The 16177-nt window shown below is 75.7% G+C and carries 16 protein-coding genes; 14 read left to right on the forward strand and 2 right to left on the reverse strand.

What is annotated here, in order from left to right:
• Positions 1-118: 118 nt before the first annotated feature.
• The 8 genes from GA0070622_RS17035 (at position 119) to GA0070622_RS17070 (ending at position 9149) form a co-directional block, all read left to right on the forward strand.
• Positions 119-1363, forward strand: coding sequence for a glycosyltransferase family 4 protein (locus GA0070622_RS17035; RefSeq protein ID WP_091574208.1), 1245 nt, complete (start codon positions 119-121; stop codon positions 1361-1363).
• A 96-nt stretch (positions 1364-1459) separates the two neighbouring features.
• Positions 1460-3244 (forward strand): DUF4012 domain-containing protein, encoded by a 1785-nt coding sequence (locus GA0070622_RS17040; RefSeq protein WP_091574209.1) that lies wholly within the window; start codon positions 1460-1462, stop codon positions 3242-3244.
• Positions 3245-3257: 13 nt separating this feature from the next.
• Positions 3258-3884: a hypothetical protein gene (locus tag GA0070622_RS17045; RefSeq protein ID WP_091574210.1), complete on the forward strand. Its 627-nt coding sequence runs from the start codon at positions 3258-3260 to the stop codon at positions 3882-3884.
• A 98-nt stretch (positions 3885-3982) separates the two neighbouring features.
• Positions 3983-4402: a protein-tyrosine phosphatase family protein gene (locus GA0070622_RS17050; RefSeq protein WP_091574211.1), complete on the forward strand. Its 420-nt coding sequence runs from the start codon at positions 3983-3985 to the stop codon at positions 4400-4402.
• 89 nt (positions 4403-4491) lie between these two features.
• The gene (locus GA0070622_RS17055; protein ID WP_091574212.1) at positions 4492-5760 is read left to right on the forward strand and encodes a D-alanyl-D-alanine carboxypeptidase family protein; all 1269 of its coding nucleotides are present in this window, start codon (positions 4492-4494) and stop codon (positions 5758-5760) included.
• 121 nt (positions 5761-5881) lie between these two features.
• A complete protein-coding gene (locus GA0070622_RS17060; RefSeq protein ID WP_091574213.1) occupies positions 5882-7051 on the forward strand; it encodes an MGDG synthase family glycosyltransferase in 1170 nt (389 codons plus the stop codon).
• Entirely contained in the window at positions 7048-7770 is a 723-nt protein-coding gene (locus GA0070622_RS17065; RefSeq protein ID WP_091574214.1) for a polysaccharide deacetylase family protein, read from the forward strand. The genes GA0070622_RS17060 and GA0070622_RS17065 overlap by 4 nt, the downstream gene beginning before the upstream one ends.
• Positions 7771-7859: 89 nt before the next feature.
• Positions 7860-9149, forward strand: coding sequence for a D-alanyl-D-alanine carboxypeptidase family protein (locus GA0070622_RS17070; RefSeq protein ID WP_091574215.1), 1290 nt, complete (start codon positions 7860-7862; stop codon positions 9147-9149).
• 15 nt (positions 9150-9164) lie between these two features.
• On the opposite strand, the gene GA0070622_RS17075 is transcribed toward GA0070622_RS17070, so the two are convergent.
• Positions 9165-10190 carry a LacI family DNA-binding transcriptional regulator gene (locus GA0070622_RS17075; protein WP_091574216.1) on the reverse strand — a complete coding sequence of 342 codons (1026 nt, stop codon included), beginning with the start codon at positions 10188-10190 and terminating at the stop codon, positions 9165-9167.
• 206 nt (positions 10191-10396) lie between these two features.
• Here GA0070622_RS17075 and GA0070622_RS17080 point away from each other — a divergent pair, with 206 nt between their 5' ends.
• The 4 genes from GA0070622_RS17080 (at position 10397) to GA0070622_RS17095 (ending at position 14033) form a co-directional block, all read left to right on the forward strand.
• The gene (locus GA0070622_RS17080) at positions 10397-11362 is read left to right on the forward strand and encodes an acetylxylan esterase (RefSeq protein WP_091574217.1); all 966 of its coding nucleotides are present in this window, start codon (positions 10397-10399) and stop codon (positions 11360-11362) included.
• Between the two features lie 10 nt (positions 11363-11372).
• Positions 11373-12230 carry a M15 family metallopeptidase gene (locus GA0070622_RS17085; protein WP_091574218.1) on the forward strand — a complete coding sequence of 286 codons (858 nt, stop codon included), beginning with the start codon at positions 11373-11375 and terminating at the stop codon, positions 12228-12230.
• Positions 12231-12324: 94 nt separating this feature from the next.
• Positions 12325-12831 (forward strand): DinB family protein, encoded by a 507-nt coding sequence (locus GA0070622_RS17090; RefSeq protein WP_091574219.1) that lies wholly within the window; start codon positions 12325-12327, stop codon positions 12829-12831.
• A gap of 161 nt (positions 12832-12992) precedes the next feature.
• Positions 12993-14033, forward strand: a complete 1041-nt coding sequence (locus GA0070622_RS17095; protein ID WP_091574220.1) for a zinc-dependent alcohol dehydrogenase family protein — start codon at positions 12993-12995, stop codon at positions 14031-14033.
• 169 nt (positions 14034-14202) lie between these two features.
• Here GA0070622_RS17095 and GA0070622_RS17100 read toward each other — a convergent pair whose 3' ends face one another.
• Positions 14203-14976 carry an alpha/beta hydrolase gene (locus GA0070622_RS17100; protein ID WP_091574221.1) on the reverse strand — a complete coding sequence of 258 codons (774 nt, stop codon included), beginning with the start codon at positions 14974-14976 and terminating at the stop codon, positions 14203-14205.
• A gap of 170 nt (positions 14977-15146) precedes the next feature.
• Here GA0070622_RS17100 and GA0070622_RS17105 point away from each other — a divergent pair, with 170 nt between their 5' ends.
• Both GA0070622_RS17105 and GA0070622_RS17110 read left to right on the forward strand, forming a co-directional pair.
• Positions 15147-15539, forward strand: coding sequence for a hypothetical protein (locus GA0070622_RS17105; protein ID WP_091574222.1), 393 nt, complete (start codon positions 15147-15149; stop codon positions 15537-15539).
• A 41-nt stretch (positions 15540-15580) separates the two neighbouring features.
• Positions 15581-15988: a hypothetical protein gene (locus tag GA0070622_RS17110; protein WP_091574223.1), complete on the forward strand. Its 408-nt coding sequence runs from the start codon at positions 15581-15583 to the stop codon at positions 15986-15988.
• Positions 15989-16177 lie beyond the last annotated feature (189 nt).

A 16177-nucleotide genomic window follows, 5' to 3' on the forward strand; every position in this document is an offset into this window, starting at 1 on the left:
CGGGACGCGGTGCCGCGACGGCGTTCTTCCGGCGGTCGCGGCCGGACGCAGAGGGGATGCGGGCATCGTACGCGGTGCGGACGGCGACGGTCTCGCAGGCCGCGCCGGGAGCGCGGCCATGAAGATCGGCATCCTGTCCTACCACTTCCCGCCGGAGCCGGCGTTCATCCCGGGCAGCCTGGCCGAGGAGTTGGCGGCCCGCGGCCACGAGGTGCGGGTGCTCACCGGCTTCCCGGACTACCCGGGTGGTCACGTCTATCCCGGTTGGCGACAGCGGTGGCGGCACCAGACCCACAGCGAGCGGCTGACCGTCCGTCGGGTGCCCCGGTACGCCCGCGGCGACGCCTCGCCCGGGGCGCGCACGGCCGCCTGGCTCTCCTTCGCCGGCAGCGTGGCGGTCGCCGGGCGGCGCTACCTGCGGGACGTCGACGCCCTCTACGTCTTCCAGCACCCGGCGGTGACCTTCGCCGCGGCGGGTCTGCTGCGGCTGCTCGGCCGGGTGCCGACGGTGCTGCACGTGCAGGACGTGTGGACGGGGGAGGAGCCGTCCCGGCCGGGGGAGAACCGGCGCTGGTCGGACCGGTTCGACACGAGCCTGCGCCGGCTCTACCGGGAGGCCGCCGCGGTGGCGGTCACCGCGCCGTCCATGCGCGACCTGGTGGTCGCCGCCGGGGCGGGGCCGGACCGGGTGCGTACCGTGCTCAACTGGACCGACGAGCGGATCTTCCGCCCGGCCGAGCCCGGTCCCGCGGCCCGTCGCCTGATCCGCCGGGACGACCGCTGCCTGGTGATGCACGCCGGCACGATCGGCGTACGGCAGGGTCTGGAGACCGCGGTCCGCGCGGCGGCCGCGCTGGGCGACCGGATGGACCTGGTCCTGGTCGGTTCCGGTGCGCAGGAGCGGCGGGTGCGGGGGCTCGCCGCCGACCTCGGCGCCGACAACGTCCGGTTCGTCGAGTGGCGGTCCCCGGTGGACATGCCGCAGTTGTACGCGACCGCCGACTACCAGCTCGTCATGCAGCGCGACGTGCCCGAGTTGCGCGGCACCGTGCCGGGCAAGCTGCAGGCCGCCTTCTCCTGTGCCGCGCCGGTGGTCGCCTCGACCGGCGGGGACACCGCCGAGCTGGTGGAGCGGGCGCGCGCCGGGCTGTCCTGCCCGCCGGAGGACTGGGCCGCGCTGGCCGACCGGTTCTGGCTGGCCGCGGCCATCCCGCGGGCGGCGCGGGTGGAGATGGGCCGTCGCGGTCGGGACGCCTACCTGCGGGAGATGTCGCTGCGGGCCGGGGTGGACCGGATCGAGGGCTTGTTACGCGAGGCATCCACCCCCATGGCGAAGCGAGCAAACCTCGCAGTGGGGCGATAAAGCTTCAAGGGACCCCAAAACCCGACGAACGCCTGCATTTTCGTGCTAGAAAGCAGTCAATGCGCTCGGTGTCCGGTTCGACACGTAGGGGGAACAGTGACGGAACGCGGTGCTTCGCCTGGCCGGCGGCGGCGCTCGCGGCGGCGTAGCCGGGCCCGGGTCCGCCGGATCCTGCTCGTCGGCCTGGTCGTGGTCTCGGTGCTGCTGACCACCGGAGGCTGGGTCGCGTTCCGGGGCTGGCAGGCCCGTGCCCATCTGGTGAACGCCGCCGGGCTGGCCAAGGAACTCAGCTCCCAGGTGCTCGACGGCGACGTGGCCCGCGCCCAGCGGACCCTCGCCGCCCTGCAGGAGCAGGCCACCGCGGCGCGCGGCGCGACCGGGGATCCGGTCTGGTGGGTCGGCCAGCGGACGCCGTACGCCGGCGACGACCTCACCGCCGTGCGGGAGATCTCGGTGGCGGTGGACGACCTGGCCCGGCTCGCCTTTCCCACCCTCCTCCGGGTCGATCTCGCCTCGCTGGTGCCGAAGCAGGGCAAGCTCGACCTGAACCGGCTGCGCGCGGTCTCGGCGGAGGTGTCCACCGCCGACCAGGCGGTCCGGCGGACGGCGCAGCGGCTGGCGGCCGTCCCGACCACAAACCTGGTGGCGCAGGTGCGCGACGCGGTCACCGCCCTGCGTTCGGAGCTCGAGCAGTTGGGTGAGCTCACCTCGGCCGCGGATCGTGGCGCCCGCCTGCTGCCGCCGCTGCTCGGCGCCGGCGGCCCGCGCACCTACCTGCTCGTCTCGCAGAACCCGGCCGAGTTGCGGTCCACCGGGGGCATGTTCGGCGCCTACGCCGTGCTGCGGGCGGAGGACGGGCGGATCCGGATGGTCACCCAGGGCACGTCGACCGAGTTGAAGTTCTTCGACCCGCCGCTCAAGGTCGCGCCGGAGACACGCCGGCTCTGGGCGGACCTGCCGGGGATGTATCCGGCCGACGTCAACCTCGATCCGGACTTCCCGACCGCCGCCGCGCTCTACCGGGAGATGGTGCGCCGCCGCACCGGGACCACCGCGGACGGGGTGCTGGCCGTCGACCCGGTGGTGTTGTCCTACCTGCTCGGCGCGATCGGTCCGGTGCCGGTGCCCGGCGGTCCGGCGTTGGCCGGCAGCACCGCGGTGCGGACCCTGCTCAGCGACGTCTACCGGGACCTGGACACGAATGCCCAGGACGAGTTCTTCGCCACGGCGGCCGCCCGCGTCTTCGATGCGATGTTCACCAAGACGGTGGATCCGCGGTCACTTTTGACCGTTTTCAACCGTTCAATCAGTGAACGTCGGATATTGTTCTGGAGTGCCCGACCTGAGGAGCAGCGCGCGCTCGCCGGCAGCCGGCTGGCCGGGCAGCTTCCGGAGAAGGACACGGTGCCGACGGTCGGCGTGTTCCTCAACGACGGCAGCGGCGCGAAGCTCGGCTACTACCTGAGGTTCTCGGCCACCCTCACGGTCGGCGACTGCCAGCCGGACGGGCGCCGCGAGCTGCGGCTCCGGATCACGGTGGGCTCCACCGCCCCGCGATCGGGACTGAGCCGGTCGGTCACCGGCCTGGCCATGTCCGGCGACAAGTACACACCACGCACCTTCGTCTCGGTGTTCACGCCGACCGGTGGCGCCGTCCTCACCGGACGGCTGGACGGACGCGACACCGCGATGGGTAGCGGAACCCACGGCCGCCGCCAGGTGGCGGTGGCGACCGTCGAGGCCAAGCCGGGGCAGACCCGGACCCTCGACGTCACGCTGCTCACCGGCCAGACCGGCGCCGGCAGTGCCGAACTGGTGCTCACACCCACCGTCACCCCATGGACCACCCGAACAGTCAACGCACCAAGCTGTGAACAGTAGGAGGGAATCCATCATGCGGCTATCCCGCATCATCATGGCGCTCACGGTCGGCCTGGCCGTGGCGGCCGTGCCGACCGCGGCCGGCGCGGCGCAGCCGCAGCCACCGTACGTGCCGCCGGGCGCGGCGCTGACGGTGTCGCCCACGACGATCCGTCTCGGCGAGACCTTCACGCTCCGGGGCACCGGCTTCCAGGCCGGCGAGACGGTGCGGATCGACGTCGCCATCTCGAACCTCCCGGCCGCGGCCCCCGCCGAGGGGACCGCGCGGCGCAGCGACGGCAGCACGGTGGCGATGGCGGCGGTCGCCTACACGCCCAACCGCGCCCAGCCGCAGCCCGCGCCGACCACCTTCACGGTGACGGCCGACGGCGACGGCGCCTTCACCGTGCAGTACCGGCCGACGCGTACCGGCCGGCACACCTTCACCGCCACGGGGCTGACGTCGGGTCGGATCGCCAGCGCCACCGGCACCGTCCTGCCCGTGCACGGACGGCCGACGACCCGGCCGCCGCACCACGGCGGTCTGCCGGTCACCGGTGACAGCATCGGCACGCCATTGAAGCTCGGTGGTGGCCTGGCCGCCGCCGGCGCGGTCCTGCTGCTGGCCTCCCTGGCCTGGCGCCGCCGTCGCCTCGGCTGAGCCGAGGCGCGCCGGGGAGGACCCGGCCGATCGTGAGTGCCCGCCGGACCCGCTCCGGCGGGCACTCACGCGTCCGGAACACGAGGCAGAATGACGTCGTGGCACCGACGCGACCGTGGGCCGACCCGACCGGCCTGCTCACGCTCCCCGGCGGCGCTGTCGTGCGCGGGCGTCGCGTCGCGGCGCTCGGCACACCCGCCGACTTCGCCCTGCTGCTCGCGCCCGGCCCCGACCCGGCCTGGCCGGCCCGGCGGATCGACTGGCCCGACTTCTGGGTCCCGCGGGACCGGGCGGACGCCCTCGACGCGCTGCGCGAGGGCCGGCGGCGCGCGTACGCGGGCGAGCGCGTCGAGGTCGCCTGTCGCGGCGGGATCGGCCGGACCGGCACCGCCCTGGCCGCCCTCGCGGTGCTGGACGGGCTCGCGCCGGGCCCGGCGGTGGCGTGGGTGCGTGCCCACTACCACCCTCGTGCGGTGGAGACCCCCTGGCAGCGGTGGTGGCTGCGCCGCGTCGACTGACCACGCCACGCAGCCGCGGGTTGGGCGCAGCGTCACCGGCCGGGTGAGCCGCGCCGGTCCGGGTCCCGGGCTGGGTAGGGTGCCTCCTCATGAGAGCCCGGGTCCTGGCCGTCGCCACCGCCGTCACCCTGCTCGTCACCGGGGCGCCCGTCCCGGCGCAGGGCGCTCCCGTGGTCAACGCCGCGCCGGTGGCCACCGCGCCCTGCCCCCGACTGCCCGCGCCGAAGGTCTCCCGGCCGCCGCGCCCCGTCCCGCCGGAGCCGGTGCCCGACCAGCAGGTCGTCGGCGGTGACGCGCTGGCCGCTCCGGGGCTGGTCGCCCCGCCCGGCAGCGCCGCGCCACCGGCGGTGACCGCCACCACCTGGCTGGTCGCCGACCTGGACAGCGGCGCCGTGCTCGGCGCGTGCGGGCCGCACGTGTACGGCACCCCCGCCAGCACCCAGAAGCTGCTGCTCGCCGCCACCATGCTGAGCCGGCTCGACCCGAAGCAGGTGGCCGTCGCCACCCGCGCCGACCTGGACATCGAGCCGGGCAGCTCGGCCGTCGGCCTGCTCGTCGGCGGGCGGTACGCGGTGGAGACGCTCTGGTTGGGCCTGCTGCTGCAGTCCGGCAACGACGCGGCGAACATGCTGGCCCGGCTGGGCGCCGGCAACGCCCGGGCCGGGGTCACCGAGATGAACGCCGAGGCCCGCCGGCTCGGCGCGCGGCAGACCCACGCCGTCACCCCGTCCGGCCTGGACGGTCCGGGCCAGTTCACCAGCGCGTACGACCTGGCACTGATCGCCCGGGCCTGCTTCGCCGACGAGCGGTTCCGCCGGTACGCGCTGACCGAGCGGGCGCAGATCCCGGCCCAGCCGGCGCTGAAGAAGGGCGGATTCCAGATCCAGAACGAGAACCAGTTGATCTACCGCTATCCGGGGGCGCTGGGCGGCAAGACCGGGTTCACCGAGCTGGCCCGGCACAGCTACGTCGGCGCCGCCCAGCGCGGCGGTCGTCGGCTGGTGGTCACCCTGCTCGGGGCCGAGGCCCGGCCGATGCGGGGCTGGCAGCAGGGCGCCCAACTGCTCGACTGGGGCTTCTCGCTGCCTCGCGACGCCTCCGTCGGCCGGCTGGTCGAGCCCGGCGAGCTGGACGCCGCGAAGGCCGAGCCGGCGCCGGCCCCGGCCGCCGCGGCGGCCCGTCCGGAGCCGTCACCGTGGCGCGGGCCGGCCGGCACCGCGCTGCGTCGGGTCGCCGACGGGGACTGGCGGGTCATCGTCCCGCTGGCCGGGCTGCTCGCACTCGTCGTCGGCGGGACGGCAGCCGTGCTCGCCGCCCGCCGGGGCCGCTCCCGTCGAGCGGGTCGCCGCCGCGCCTGATCGCCCGGGCGCGGCCGTCGCCGCGCCTGATCGCCCGGTGGCGGCCGTCGCCGCGCCCGGCCCGTCGGCTGTCCGCCGGTTCCGGTCGCGTGGACGTCGCCGTCGTGGGTATGCGCGGCGGATGGAGCACCCGGGACGCGTCGTGGTGGTCTCCGCGGACATCGGCGCCGGGCACGACCGGGCCGCCGACGAGCTGGCGGAGCGGCTGCGCGCCCGGGGCTTCGCGGTGGACCGGCTCAACGTTCTGCACCTGCTGCCCGGTCCGCTGCACCGGGCCGTGCGCGAGGCGTACCGGGGACTGCTGCACCGGCTGCCCGGGGGCTACCACCTGCTGTTCCGGCTCACCAGCCGGTCGTTGGTCCCGGTACGCGCCGTACGCGCGCTGCTGCGCCCGTTCCGCCGGGCGATGCGGCGGCGCATCCCGCCGGACACCCGGGCGGTGGTGACCACCTATCCGTTCGCGAACCAGCTCCTCGGGCCGTTGCGCCGCCACGGGCGGCTCCGGGTGCCGGTGATCACGTACGTGACCGACCTCGTGGTCCACCCGGCCTGGCTCGCCCCGGGCGTCGACGTGTACTGCACGGTCCGGCACGCGGAGCTGCGGCCCTCGGACGGCGTCGACGTGACGGTGGTCGAGCCGCTGGTGTCGCGGGCGTTCGGCGTGGGCGACGGGGCCGACCGTCGGCGTGCCCGGCACCGGTTCGGCCTGCCCCCCGACGGTGTCCTTGCCCTGGTCGTGGCGGGTTCCTGGGGTGCGGGGGAGGTGGCGGCCACGGTCGCGGAGGTCGGCGCGACCGGGGCACGGCCGGTGGTGGTGTGCGGGCGGAACCGGGCGTTGCGCCGGCGGCTCAGCGGGGCCGGCCGGGACGTCCTGGGCTGGGTGGACGACATGCCCGCGCTGATGCGGGCCGTCGACGTGGTGGTGGAGAACGCGGGCGGCATCACCTGCCAGGAGGCGCTCGCGGCCGGGGTGCCGGTGGTCACCTACCGCCCCATCCCCGGTCACGGACGGGCCAACGCCGCCATCCTGGCCCGTTCCGGCCTGACCCGGTGGGCCGGCTCGCCCGACCAGCTCGGACCCGTGCTCGCGGCGGTCACCGGGGCGGGCCCGGCGTCCCCGGCCCGCGACGCGCGGTCCCTGGAGGACCCGGCCGGGCTGGTCGCCGAGGCTGCCCGCGCCGCCGTGCCCGCCGGGCCGGCCGCCGCGGGCCGCCGGTCGCTGCTGGAACCGGTCGGCGACGCGATCGCCGTCGTCGCCGCGCTGCTCCAGGCCGGCGGCGGACTGCGATGAGGACCGCCGCCCTCGCCGGGCTCGCGACGGCGGCGTTCCCGGCGGTCCAGGTGGCGCCGGCGCTGACCGTGCTGCCCGGCCTCCGCCGCCGCCTGCTGCCCGGCCTGCACGGCCTCGGCCCGCCGGACCGGGTCGCGCTGACCTTCGACGACGGCCCGGACCCGGAGTCCACGCCGTGCTTCCTGGACCTGCTCGCCGCGCACCGGGTCACGGCCACGTTCTTCGTCCTCGGCGCGATGCTGCGGCGCCGCCCGGACCTGGGCCGCCGGCTGGTCGACGCCGGCCACGAGGTCGCCGTGCACGGCTGGACGCACGACAACCTGCTGCTGCGCGGGCCGGCCGGCACCGTCCGCGACCTGACCCGGGCGTACGACCTGGTGGCGGAGGTGACCGGACGGCGACCGCGGTTCCTCCGCCCGCCGTACGGGGTGCTCACCGGCGCGACCCTGCTGGCGGCCCGGCGGCTGCGCCTGCGGCCGATGCTGTGGAGCTGCTGGGGGCGGGACTGGACCGCCACGGCGACCGCCGACACGGTCGCGGCGACCGTCCGGGCCGGGCTGGCCGGCGGGGGCACGATCCTGCTGCACGACTCGTCCCACGCCGCCGTGCCGGGCGCGTGGCGCGCCGGGCTGGCCGCGCTGCCCGACATCCTGGCCGAGTGCCACCGCCGAGGGTGGCGGGTGGGCCCGCTGGGCGCGCACCGGCTGCCCGCGCGTTGACCGGCGCACCCTACCCCGCTACCCCGGGCCCGGGACGCGAATCCCGGAGCCGGCGACCCGTTCGGGTCGGCGTGGCTAGCCTGCGGGTCATGAGGACCTGGGGACCGTCCGTGGCGCTCGCCGCCGCCCTGCTCCTGCCGCTGTCCACGCCCGCCGTGGCCGCGGCCCGCCCGGGCGCCGCGTCGGCGCGCCGGCTGCCGGCCGCGGCGCCGCCCTGCCCGAACGTGCCCGCCCCGTCGACCCGGCCGCCGCAGCCGCCGCCCCCGCCCGGCCCGGCGGACCGGGCCGTGGGGGGCGCCGCGCTGGACACCTCGGGCCTGGTCGTCCCGCCGGTCGCGACGGTGCCGCCCGCGGTGGCGGCGACGTCGTGGGTGGTCGCGGACCTGGACACCGGCGCGGTGCTCGGCGCCTGCGGCCCGCACGAGTACGCCGTGCCGGCCAGCGTGCAGAAGTTGCTGCTGGCCGCCACCATGCTGCCCCGGCTGGACCCGAACCGCGAGGTCACCGTGACCGCCGGCGACGTGGCGATCGAGCCGGGCAGTTCGGCGGTGGGGCTGGCCGAGGGCGGGCACTACCGGATCGAGACGATCTGGCTGGGCCTGCTGTTGAAGTCCGGCAACGAGGCGGCCAACGCGCTGGCCCGGCTCGGTGGCGGCCCGGACGGGCTGGCCGGCGGGGTCCGGGCGATGAACGCCGAGGCCCACCGGCTCGGCGCCCGGCAGACCCACGCCGTCACCCCGTCCGGCCTGGACGGTCCGGGGCAGTTCACCAGCGCGTACGACCTGGCGCTGATCGCCCGGGCCTGCTTCGCCGAGCCGGCCTTCCGCCGCTACACCGCCACCCGCACCGCGCAGGTGCCCGCCCAGCCGGCGCTGCGGGAGAAGGCCTTCCAGATCCAGAACGACAACATGCTGCTGGACCACTATCCGGGCGCGATCGGCGGCAAGACCGGCTTCACCGACCTGGCCCGGCACACGTACGTCGGTGCGGCCGAGCGCGGTGGACGGCGCCTGGAGGTCACCCTGCTCGGCGCGGAGGTCACCACCCAGCGCGGCTGGCAGCAGGGGGCCGCGCTGCTGGACTGGGGTTTCGGGCTGCCCCGGGACGCCGCGGTCGGCCGCCTGGTCGAGCCGGGGGAGCTGGACCGCGCCACGCCCCCCGCCACGGGGGCGGCGTCGGCCCTGGCCGGGCACGCCGACCTGCGCGGCGGCGCCCCGGCCCCCGGCTACCGGCCGGGCGCGGGGCTGTCGGTCGCGGTGGGCGCGGTGCTGGTGGCCGGGGGAGCGGTGCTGCTGGCCCGGCGTCGTCGGCACGCCGCCGCGGTCGCCGCGTCGACCGCCGTGGTGGTGCGGGAGGGCGAACTTCCGGAAGTCGACTGAAACGACCCGGGCCGGTCAGTGGCCGGCCGGCCCGGCGGTGCTGTCCCGCACCACCAGCTCGGTGGCCAGCTCCACCCGGGGCGACTCGATCTCCTCGCCCTGGGCCAGGCGCAGCACCGTGCGGGCGGCGAGCCGGCCCATCTCCACCAGCGGCTGGCGCACGGTGGTCAGGGGCGGCGAGGCCCACCGGGCCTCGGGCAGGTCGTCGAAGCCCACCACGCTCACGTCGTCGGCGACGCGCAGGCCGCGCCGGCGTACCGCCTCGTAGACGCCGAAGGCCATCTGGTCGCTGGCCGCGAAGATCGCCGTCGGCGGGTCGTCGAGGTCGAGCAGGGCTCCACCGGCGGCGAAGCCGGAGGCGTGGTAGAAGTCGCCCGGCTGGACCAGGCGGTCGTCGGCCGGCACGCCGGCGGCCGCCAGCGCGGCGCGGTAGCCGTCGAGTCGGGCGCGGCTGCACAGCAGGTGCGGCGGGCCGGCGACGAAGCCGATCCGGCGGTGGCCCCGGCTGAGCAGGTGTTCGGTGGCGGCCAGGCCGCCGGTCCAGTTGGTGGCGCCGATCGCCGGCACGTCCGTCCCGGCCACCCCGGCGTCCGGGTCGACCACCACCACCGGCACGTTGAGCCGGCGCAGTTGCGCCTGGACCGCCGGGCTCAGGTGCGAGGTCACCATGATCACGCCGTCCGAGGCCCGCCCGCGCAGGTTGTGCAGCCACTGTCGGGTGGAGCTGGACTCGCGGTGCACGGCCGAGACCACCGTGCCGATTCCGGCGGCGTGGTTGACGTCCTCCACCCCACGGATGATCTCCACGGCCCACGGGCTGTCCAGGTCGTTGAAGACCAGGTCGACCAGGTTCGCCCGGCGTACGGTGCGGCTGCCGCGGCGTCGGTAGCCGTGGTGGCGCAGCAGTTCCTCGACGCGTTCCCGGGTGTCCGGCGCGACGTCGGACCGCCCGTTGAGCACCCGCGACACGGTGGGCACGGAGACGCCGGCCTCCCGTGCGATCGCGGTGATGGTCACCCTGCGCTCGTCGTCCGCGTTCACCCCGAGTCCCCTTCGCCGGCTGCCCGGAACCGACCGGCAAGCCGTGCCGCCCCACCGACATCTTGCCGTACGGCGTGGTCTTGACGACAGGTCGGGCCGGTCCTAGCGTTCGCACGGGTTGCGGAAAGCTTCCGGAACGCGGCGGGGTGCCTTTCGGCGACCCGTCGTCGTCCTCCCCACCACCGGACGACGAGGAAACGTCAGGCGTGTTGACCGACCTGCCCGAGGCGGAACTCCGCCGCCACCGCAGCGACCTGCGCGAACCATCCGACTTCGATGCCTTCTGGGCCGACACGCTCGCGCAGGCCCGCTCCTGCGGCGAGCCCGTCGAGGTGACACCCGTGCCCACCCCGCTGGCCGGGGTGGACGTGTTCGACGTGACCTTCCCCGGGTTCGCCGGCCAGCCGGTGCGGGCCTGGCTGCGGGTGCCCCGCGGCGCCTCCGGCCCGGCGCCGACGGTCGTGCAGTACGTCGGCTACGGCGGCGGGCGCGGCCACCCTCTGGAGAACCTGCTCTGGTCCGCGGCCGGGTTCGCGCACCTGCAGATGGACACCCGGGGCCAGGGTTCCGGGTGGAGCCGGGGCGACACCCCGGACGTGGCCGCGGCCGGACCGCAGGCCCCCGGGATGGCCACCCGCGGGGTGGAGGACCCGCGCCGGTACTACTACCGGCGCTTCCTCACCGACGCCGTCCGCGCGGTGGACGCCGCCCGCGGCCTGCCGGCCGTCGACCCGGACCGGGTCGCCGTGCTCGGCCACAGCCAGGGCGGCGCGGCCGCGCTGGCCGCCGCCGCGCTCGCGCCCCGGCTCCGCGCCGCGGTGGTCCACGTGCCGTTCCTCTGCGACGTGCCGCGCGCCGTGACGCTCACCGACTCGGCGCCCTACCGGGAGATCCGGGACTACCTGGCCGTGCACCGCGACCGGGAGGAGCAGGTGCTGCGCACGCTCGGCTACGTCGACGGGGTGGCGTTCGCCCGCCGCGCGACCGTGCCGGCCCGCTTCTCCGTCGCGCTGATGGACGACATCGTGCCGCCGTCGACGGTCTACGCCGCCTACCACGACTACCGCGGCGACAAGGAACTGGCGGTGTGGCGGTGGAACGGCCACGAGGCGGGCGGCGTCGACGACGACGCGGCCGCGCTGGACTTCCTCCGCGCCGCCCTGCACGGCTGACCGCCGGTCGATGCCGGCCCGGGCGCCGGGCCGGGCTGGTAGACACGGCAGGGTGGGCACCGGCAGACGCGCGGCGACGGTCCTGGCCGTGGCCGCCGTGGCGCTCGCCGCGGCCTGCCAACGGCCGGCGCCGCGTCCGGCCCCGCCGTCGCCCACCCCGAGTGGCCCACGCGCCCCGGCCGACGTGGTCGACCTGGCCGCCGTCGACCCGACGATCCGCACCGACATCCGGTACGCCGGCGCGCACAACTTCGTCGGCCGGCCGATCGACGGCTACCCCGAGCCGCTCTGCCTGCTCACCCGCCGGGCCGCCGAGGCGTTGCACCGGGTGCAGACCGCGGCGCTGGCCGGCGGCCACAGCCTGAAGGTCTACGACTGCTACCGGCCGCAGCGGGCGGTGGACGAGTTCGTGGCCTGGGCCAAGCGCCCCGACGAGCAGCAGATGAAGGGCGAGTTCTATCCCGCCGTGCCCAAGGACCGGCTCTTCGCCGACGGGTACATCGGCGCGCCGACCGCGCACAGCCGGGCCAGCACGCTCGACCTGACCCTGGTCCCGGTGCCCGGCCCCGAGCCGGCCCGGTACGTGCCCGGCCAGCCCCTGGTGTCGTGCACCGCGCCCGCCGGCCGTCGCTTCGCCGACGACTCGGTCGACATGGGCACCGGGTTCGACTGCTTCGACCCGCGCGCCCACACGGACGACGCCCGGGTCACCGCCGCCGCCCGGGACAACCGGGAACTGCTGCGGGAGCTGATGAGCGCGCAGGGCTTCGAGAACTACCCGCGCGAGTGGTGGCACTACCGCTACGTCGACGAGCCGTACCCGGACACCTGGTTCGACTTCCCGGTGGCCCGGTCCTCGCTGCGGTAATTGCCGGCACCTCATGATCCACACCGGCTAGGCTGCCGGCGACCGCCGCCGTCCACCATCGGCGGGCCATCGGCCCGCCCGGAGAGGATCCACCGTGCCGACCGAACGGATCGGCCCGCCGCTGCGGGCCGGTGAGCGGGAGACGCTGCGCGCGTTCCTCGACTTCCACCGCGCCACCCTGGCCCTCAAGTGCGAGGGGCTGACCGAGGAGCAGCTGCGCCGGCCGGCGTCGCCGCCGTCCACTCTCTCCCTGCTCGGGCTGCTGCGGCACATGGCCGAGGTGGAGCGCACCTGGTTCCGCCGGGTCATCGCCGCCGAGGACGTGCCGCTGATCTGGTCGGAGACCGGCGACTTCCAGGCGGCGTACGACGTGCGGGAGGCCGACGGCGCGCAGGCGTGGGAGGCGTGGCGGCGGGAGGTCGCGCACGCCCGCCGCATCGAGCGGGAGGCCGAGTCGCTGGACGTGACCGGCCACCAGGCCCGGTGGGGCGAGGACGTGTCGCTGCGCCTGGTGATGCTGCACATGATCCACGAGTACGCGCGGCACAACGGCCACGCCGACCTGATCCGCGAGGCCGTCGACGGCACCGTCGGCGCGTAAGGCCGGGCCCCCTGTTAACGCCTCCGGTAGAGGAGGGGCCCCCTTTTAACACGTCGATCACCGTGCGCGGGACCGAGGTCCCGCGCACCGGGCCCTCCGGCCCTGCCCCCGCCCACCGCCGCGGAGAAGCGTGGGAGGTGACAACGGCGTGAGGAGGAGCCATGAAGGCACTCGTGTACGGCGGGCCGGGCGAGAAGTCCTGGTCCGAGATCCCGGACCCCACCGTCGCCGGCCCCCGCGACGCGATCGTCCGGGTCGACGCGGTCACCATCTGCGGGACCGACCTGCACATCCTCGGCGGTGACGTGCCCGAGGTCCAGCCGGGCCGGGTGCTCGGCCACGAGGCGGTCGGCACGGTCGTGGCGGTCGGTGACGGCGTCGCCAACCTCACCGAGGGCGACCGGGTCCTCGCCTCCTGCATCTCCGCGTGCGGCGTGTGCCGCTACTGCCGCGAGGGCGTCTACGGGCAGTGCCTCGGCGGCGGCGGATGGATCCTCGGGCACACCGTCGACGGCGTGCAGGCCGAGTACGCGCGTATCCCGTTCGCCGACCTGTCCACCTACCGGCTGCCCGAGACGGTCTCCGACGAGGCCGCCGTGCTGCTGGCCGACATCCTGCCCACCTCCTACGAGGTCGGCGTGCTCAACGGCGGGGTGCGCCCCGGCGACACCGTGGTGGTCGTCGGCGCCGGCCCGATCGGCCTGGCCGCGATTCAGACCGCCCGGCTCTTCTCGCCCACCCACGTCATCGCCGTGGACAAGGCGCAGAGTCGGCTCGACGCGGCCAAGCGGTTCGGCGCCGACCTGACCGTCCTCGCCGACGACGACCCGCTCGAGGTGGTCCGTTCGGTCACCGCCGGACTCGGCGCGGACGTGGCCATCGAGGCGGTCGGGGTGCCGGCCAGCTTCGAGCTGTGCACCACGCTGGTCCGTGCCGGCGGACGGGTGGCCAACATCGGCGTGCACGGTGCGCCGGCCACGCTGCACCTGGAGCGGCTGTGGATCCGCGACGTCACCATCACCACCGGCCTGGTCGACACCCGCACCACGCCGAAGCTGCTGGACATGCTGGTCGCCGGACAGCTCGACACCGCGCACATGGTGACCCACCGGTACGCGCTCGACCAGATCGTCGAGGCGTACGACGTGTTCTCCCGCCCGGCCGAGACCGGCGCGCTCAAGGTCGTGCTGACCCGTCGCTGAGGGAGGTGCCCGATGACCCCACGAACCAGGTGGACCCTGGCCGGGCTGGCCGCCATGGCGGTGGCGGCGGTGGTCGCGTACCCGGTGCGGGTGCGCCGACCGCGACGAGCCCGGCGGTGAGCCCACCGTGCCGCGTCCCCGGCCGCGCGCCGGGGGCGCGGCACGCCGGTCAGGGCCGGCGCAGCGGCAGCCAGGCCAGCACGTCCTGGATCCGGGCGTCCCAGTAACCCCACTCGTGGTCGCCGGGACCGAAGTCGACGGTGAGCGGCACCCCGCGTCGCCGGGCGGCGTCGACGAACCGGACGTTGTCCTCGTGGAGGAAGTCCTCGGTGCCGCAGGCGACGTAGAGCGCCGGCAGGTCGGCGCCGGCCCGGTCCAGCAGGCCCACCGTGTCGTCGTGCTTCGGCGCCGGCTGGTCTCCCCACACGGTGTGCCACACCGCCGGGTCGACCGGCCGGGTCGGGTGGTCCCGCCGGCGCACCACGTCGAGCGCCCCGGAGAGGCTGGCCGCCGCGGCGAACCGGTCCGGGTGGCGCAGCGCCCACTTCACCGCGCCGTAGCCGCCCATGGACAGGCCCGCGACGAACGTGTCCTCGCGCCGGGCGGAGAGGCGGAAGAACGATCGGCACACCTCGGGCAGCTCCTCGGTGAGGAACGTCCAGTACCGGTTGCCGTGCGCCTCGTCGCAGTAGAAGCTCCGCTGCACCTGCGGCATCACCACGGCCAGGCCGAGCGGGGCGACGTAGCGCTCGATCGAGGTGCGCCGGGTCCAGACCGTGTCGTCGTCGGTCAGGCCGTGCAGCAGGTAGAGCACCGGCGGGTCGCCGTCGGTCACGGCGCCCGGCATGCCGATGCCGGCCGCGCCCGCATCGGGCAGCAGCACGGTCATCGAGGTGCCCATGCCGAGGGCTGCGGAGAAGAAGTCACACCTGATCCGGGCCATGAGCCGGCAGCGTACCCCCGGCGGGGGACCGGAGGGGCCCGACGGAGTTCGGATCGACCGTTCCTATTGCCCTGGGCGGTCGGTCGGGACAGGATGGCCATGCGTGCCGGAAACATGACCGTAACCTGCACGCGCTGCTGGTCTCTGTCACGAGGAAGTGGGAGTCAGTCATGAGCGACGTCTCGGCGGCACTGGGTGTGCGCCTCTACCCGGACCTGGTCGAGCCCGGCGGTCTGGCTCCCGCGCTCGCGCAGACCGCGACCGCCCACCAGCTCGAGGTCGGCCGGGTCACCGCCCCCGAGCAGGGGCGCAGCCGGTTCACCTGCGCCGAGATGACCTCCGACCGGGGCGTCGTCTGCGTCAGCCTCGGCGCTCAGGCCCGCTACTTCATGATCGACCTGCGGGTGGACGGCGAGGTCCAGGCCCGGGGCGACGCCACCGACCTGCTCCAGGTCGCGCAGGTGGCCGCCGCCTGGCGGGCCGGCACCACGCTCGCCGAGCTGACCGCCCGCTACCCGTTCATGGAGGAGATGAGGCGCCACCCGGTGGCGCACGCCGGCTAGGGGCGACCGGTTCCGCCGCCCGCGTCGGCTAACGTGTCGCCGTGGAGCACACGGCCCGACTGATCACCCGGAGCTGCACCACCGGTTGGGCGGACTGGATCCACGGTGAACTCTGGTTGTTGCCGCACCTGCTGGTGCGCCGTCGGCTGAGCCTTCGGGAGACCCGCGCGCACGCCAACGGGCGGACGGTTCCGCACCCGCTGCCCGAGGTGCCGGCGTCGACCCTGGATCTGGCCGCCGTCGTCGCCGCCCACCCCTCCAACAAGGTCCTGGCGCTGGACGACGTGACCGGGGCCCGCCTGCACCGGGGGGTCCTCAGTGACCGGCTGGCGCTGACGATGCGCGACGGTGGCCGCCACAAACTGCTCTGGCTCCGGGTCGATCCCGCGTGCGAGGTGTTGGGCGCCGTGCTCGCCGAGTCGCTGGGCGACCGTCTCCGGCGGGACTGACCGCGCGGATATCGGGTTGCCGCCATGTCCGCAGCGCCCGTACCGTGAGCGGGCATCGTCGACCTGATCCACCCGGGGGAGCCCACCGTGTCGCAGCAGAATCGCACCCGAGCCGAGCGGCCCGCGCCGCGCGGTGGTGCCCTGCTGTCCGAACCGGGCACGTGCCGCCGCCGTCGGCAGTGGCAACCA

Source organism: Micromonospora sediminicola (assembly GCF_900089585.1).
Lineage (GTDB): Bacteria > Actinomycetota > Actinomycetes > Mycobacteriales > Micromonosporaceae > Micromonospora > Micromonospora sediminicola.

What these genes read in the sequence shown, in the direction of transcription:
- GA0070622_RS17035 (WP_091574208.1), top strand. Translation starts at nt 119, where the DNA reads ATGAAGATCGGCATCCTGTCCTACCACTTCCCGCCGGAGCCGGCGTTC.
- GA0070622_RS17095 (WP_091574220.1), top strand. Translation starts at nt 12,993, where the DNA reads ATGAAGGCACTCGTGTACGGCGGGCCGGGCGAGAAGTCCTGGTCCGAG.
- GA0070622_RS17100 (WP_091574221.1), bottom strand. Translation starts at nt 14,976, where the DNA reads ATGGCCCGGATCAGGTGTGACTTCTTCTCCGCAGCCCTCGGCATGGGC.
- GA0070622_RS17070 (WP_091574215.1), top strand. Translation starts at nt 7,860, where the DNA reads ATGAGGACCTGGGGACCGTCCGTGGCGCTCGCCGCCGCCCTGCTCCTG.
- GA0070622_RS17060 (WP_091574213.1), top strand. Translation starts at nt 5,882, where the DNA reads ATGGAGCACCCGGGACGCGTCGTGGTGGTCTCCGCGGACATCGGCGCC.
- GA0070622_RS17085 (WP_091574218.1), top strand. Translation starts at nt 11,373, where the DNA reads ATGCCGGCCCGGGCGCCGGGCCGGGCTGGTAGACACGGCAGGGTGGGC.
- GA0070622_RS17045 (WP_091574210.1), top strand. Translation starts at nt 3,258, where the DNA reads ATGCGGCTATCCCGCATCATCATGGCGCTCACGGTCGGCCTGGCCGTG.
- GA0070622_RS17105 (WP_091574222.1), top strand. Translation starts at nt 15,147, where the DNA reads ATGAGCGACGTCTCGGCGGCACTGGGTGTGCGCCTCTACCCGGACCTG.
- GA0070622_RS17055 (WP_091574212.1), top strand. Translation starts at nt 4,492, where the DNA reads ATGAGAGCCCGGGTCCTGGCCGTCGCCACCGCCGTCACCCTGCTCGTC.
- GA0070622_RS17065 (WP_091574214.1), top strand. Translation starts at nt 7,048, where the DNA reads ATGAGGACCGCCGCCCTCGCCGGGCTCGCGACGGCGGCGTTCCCGGCG.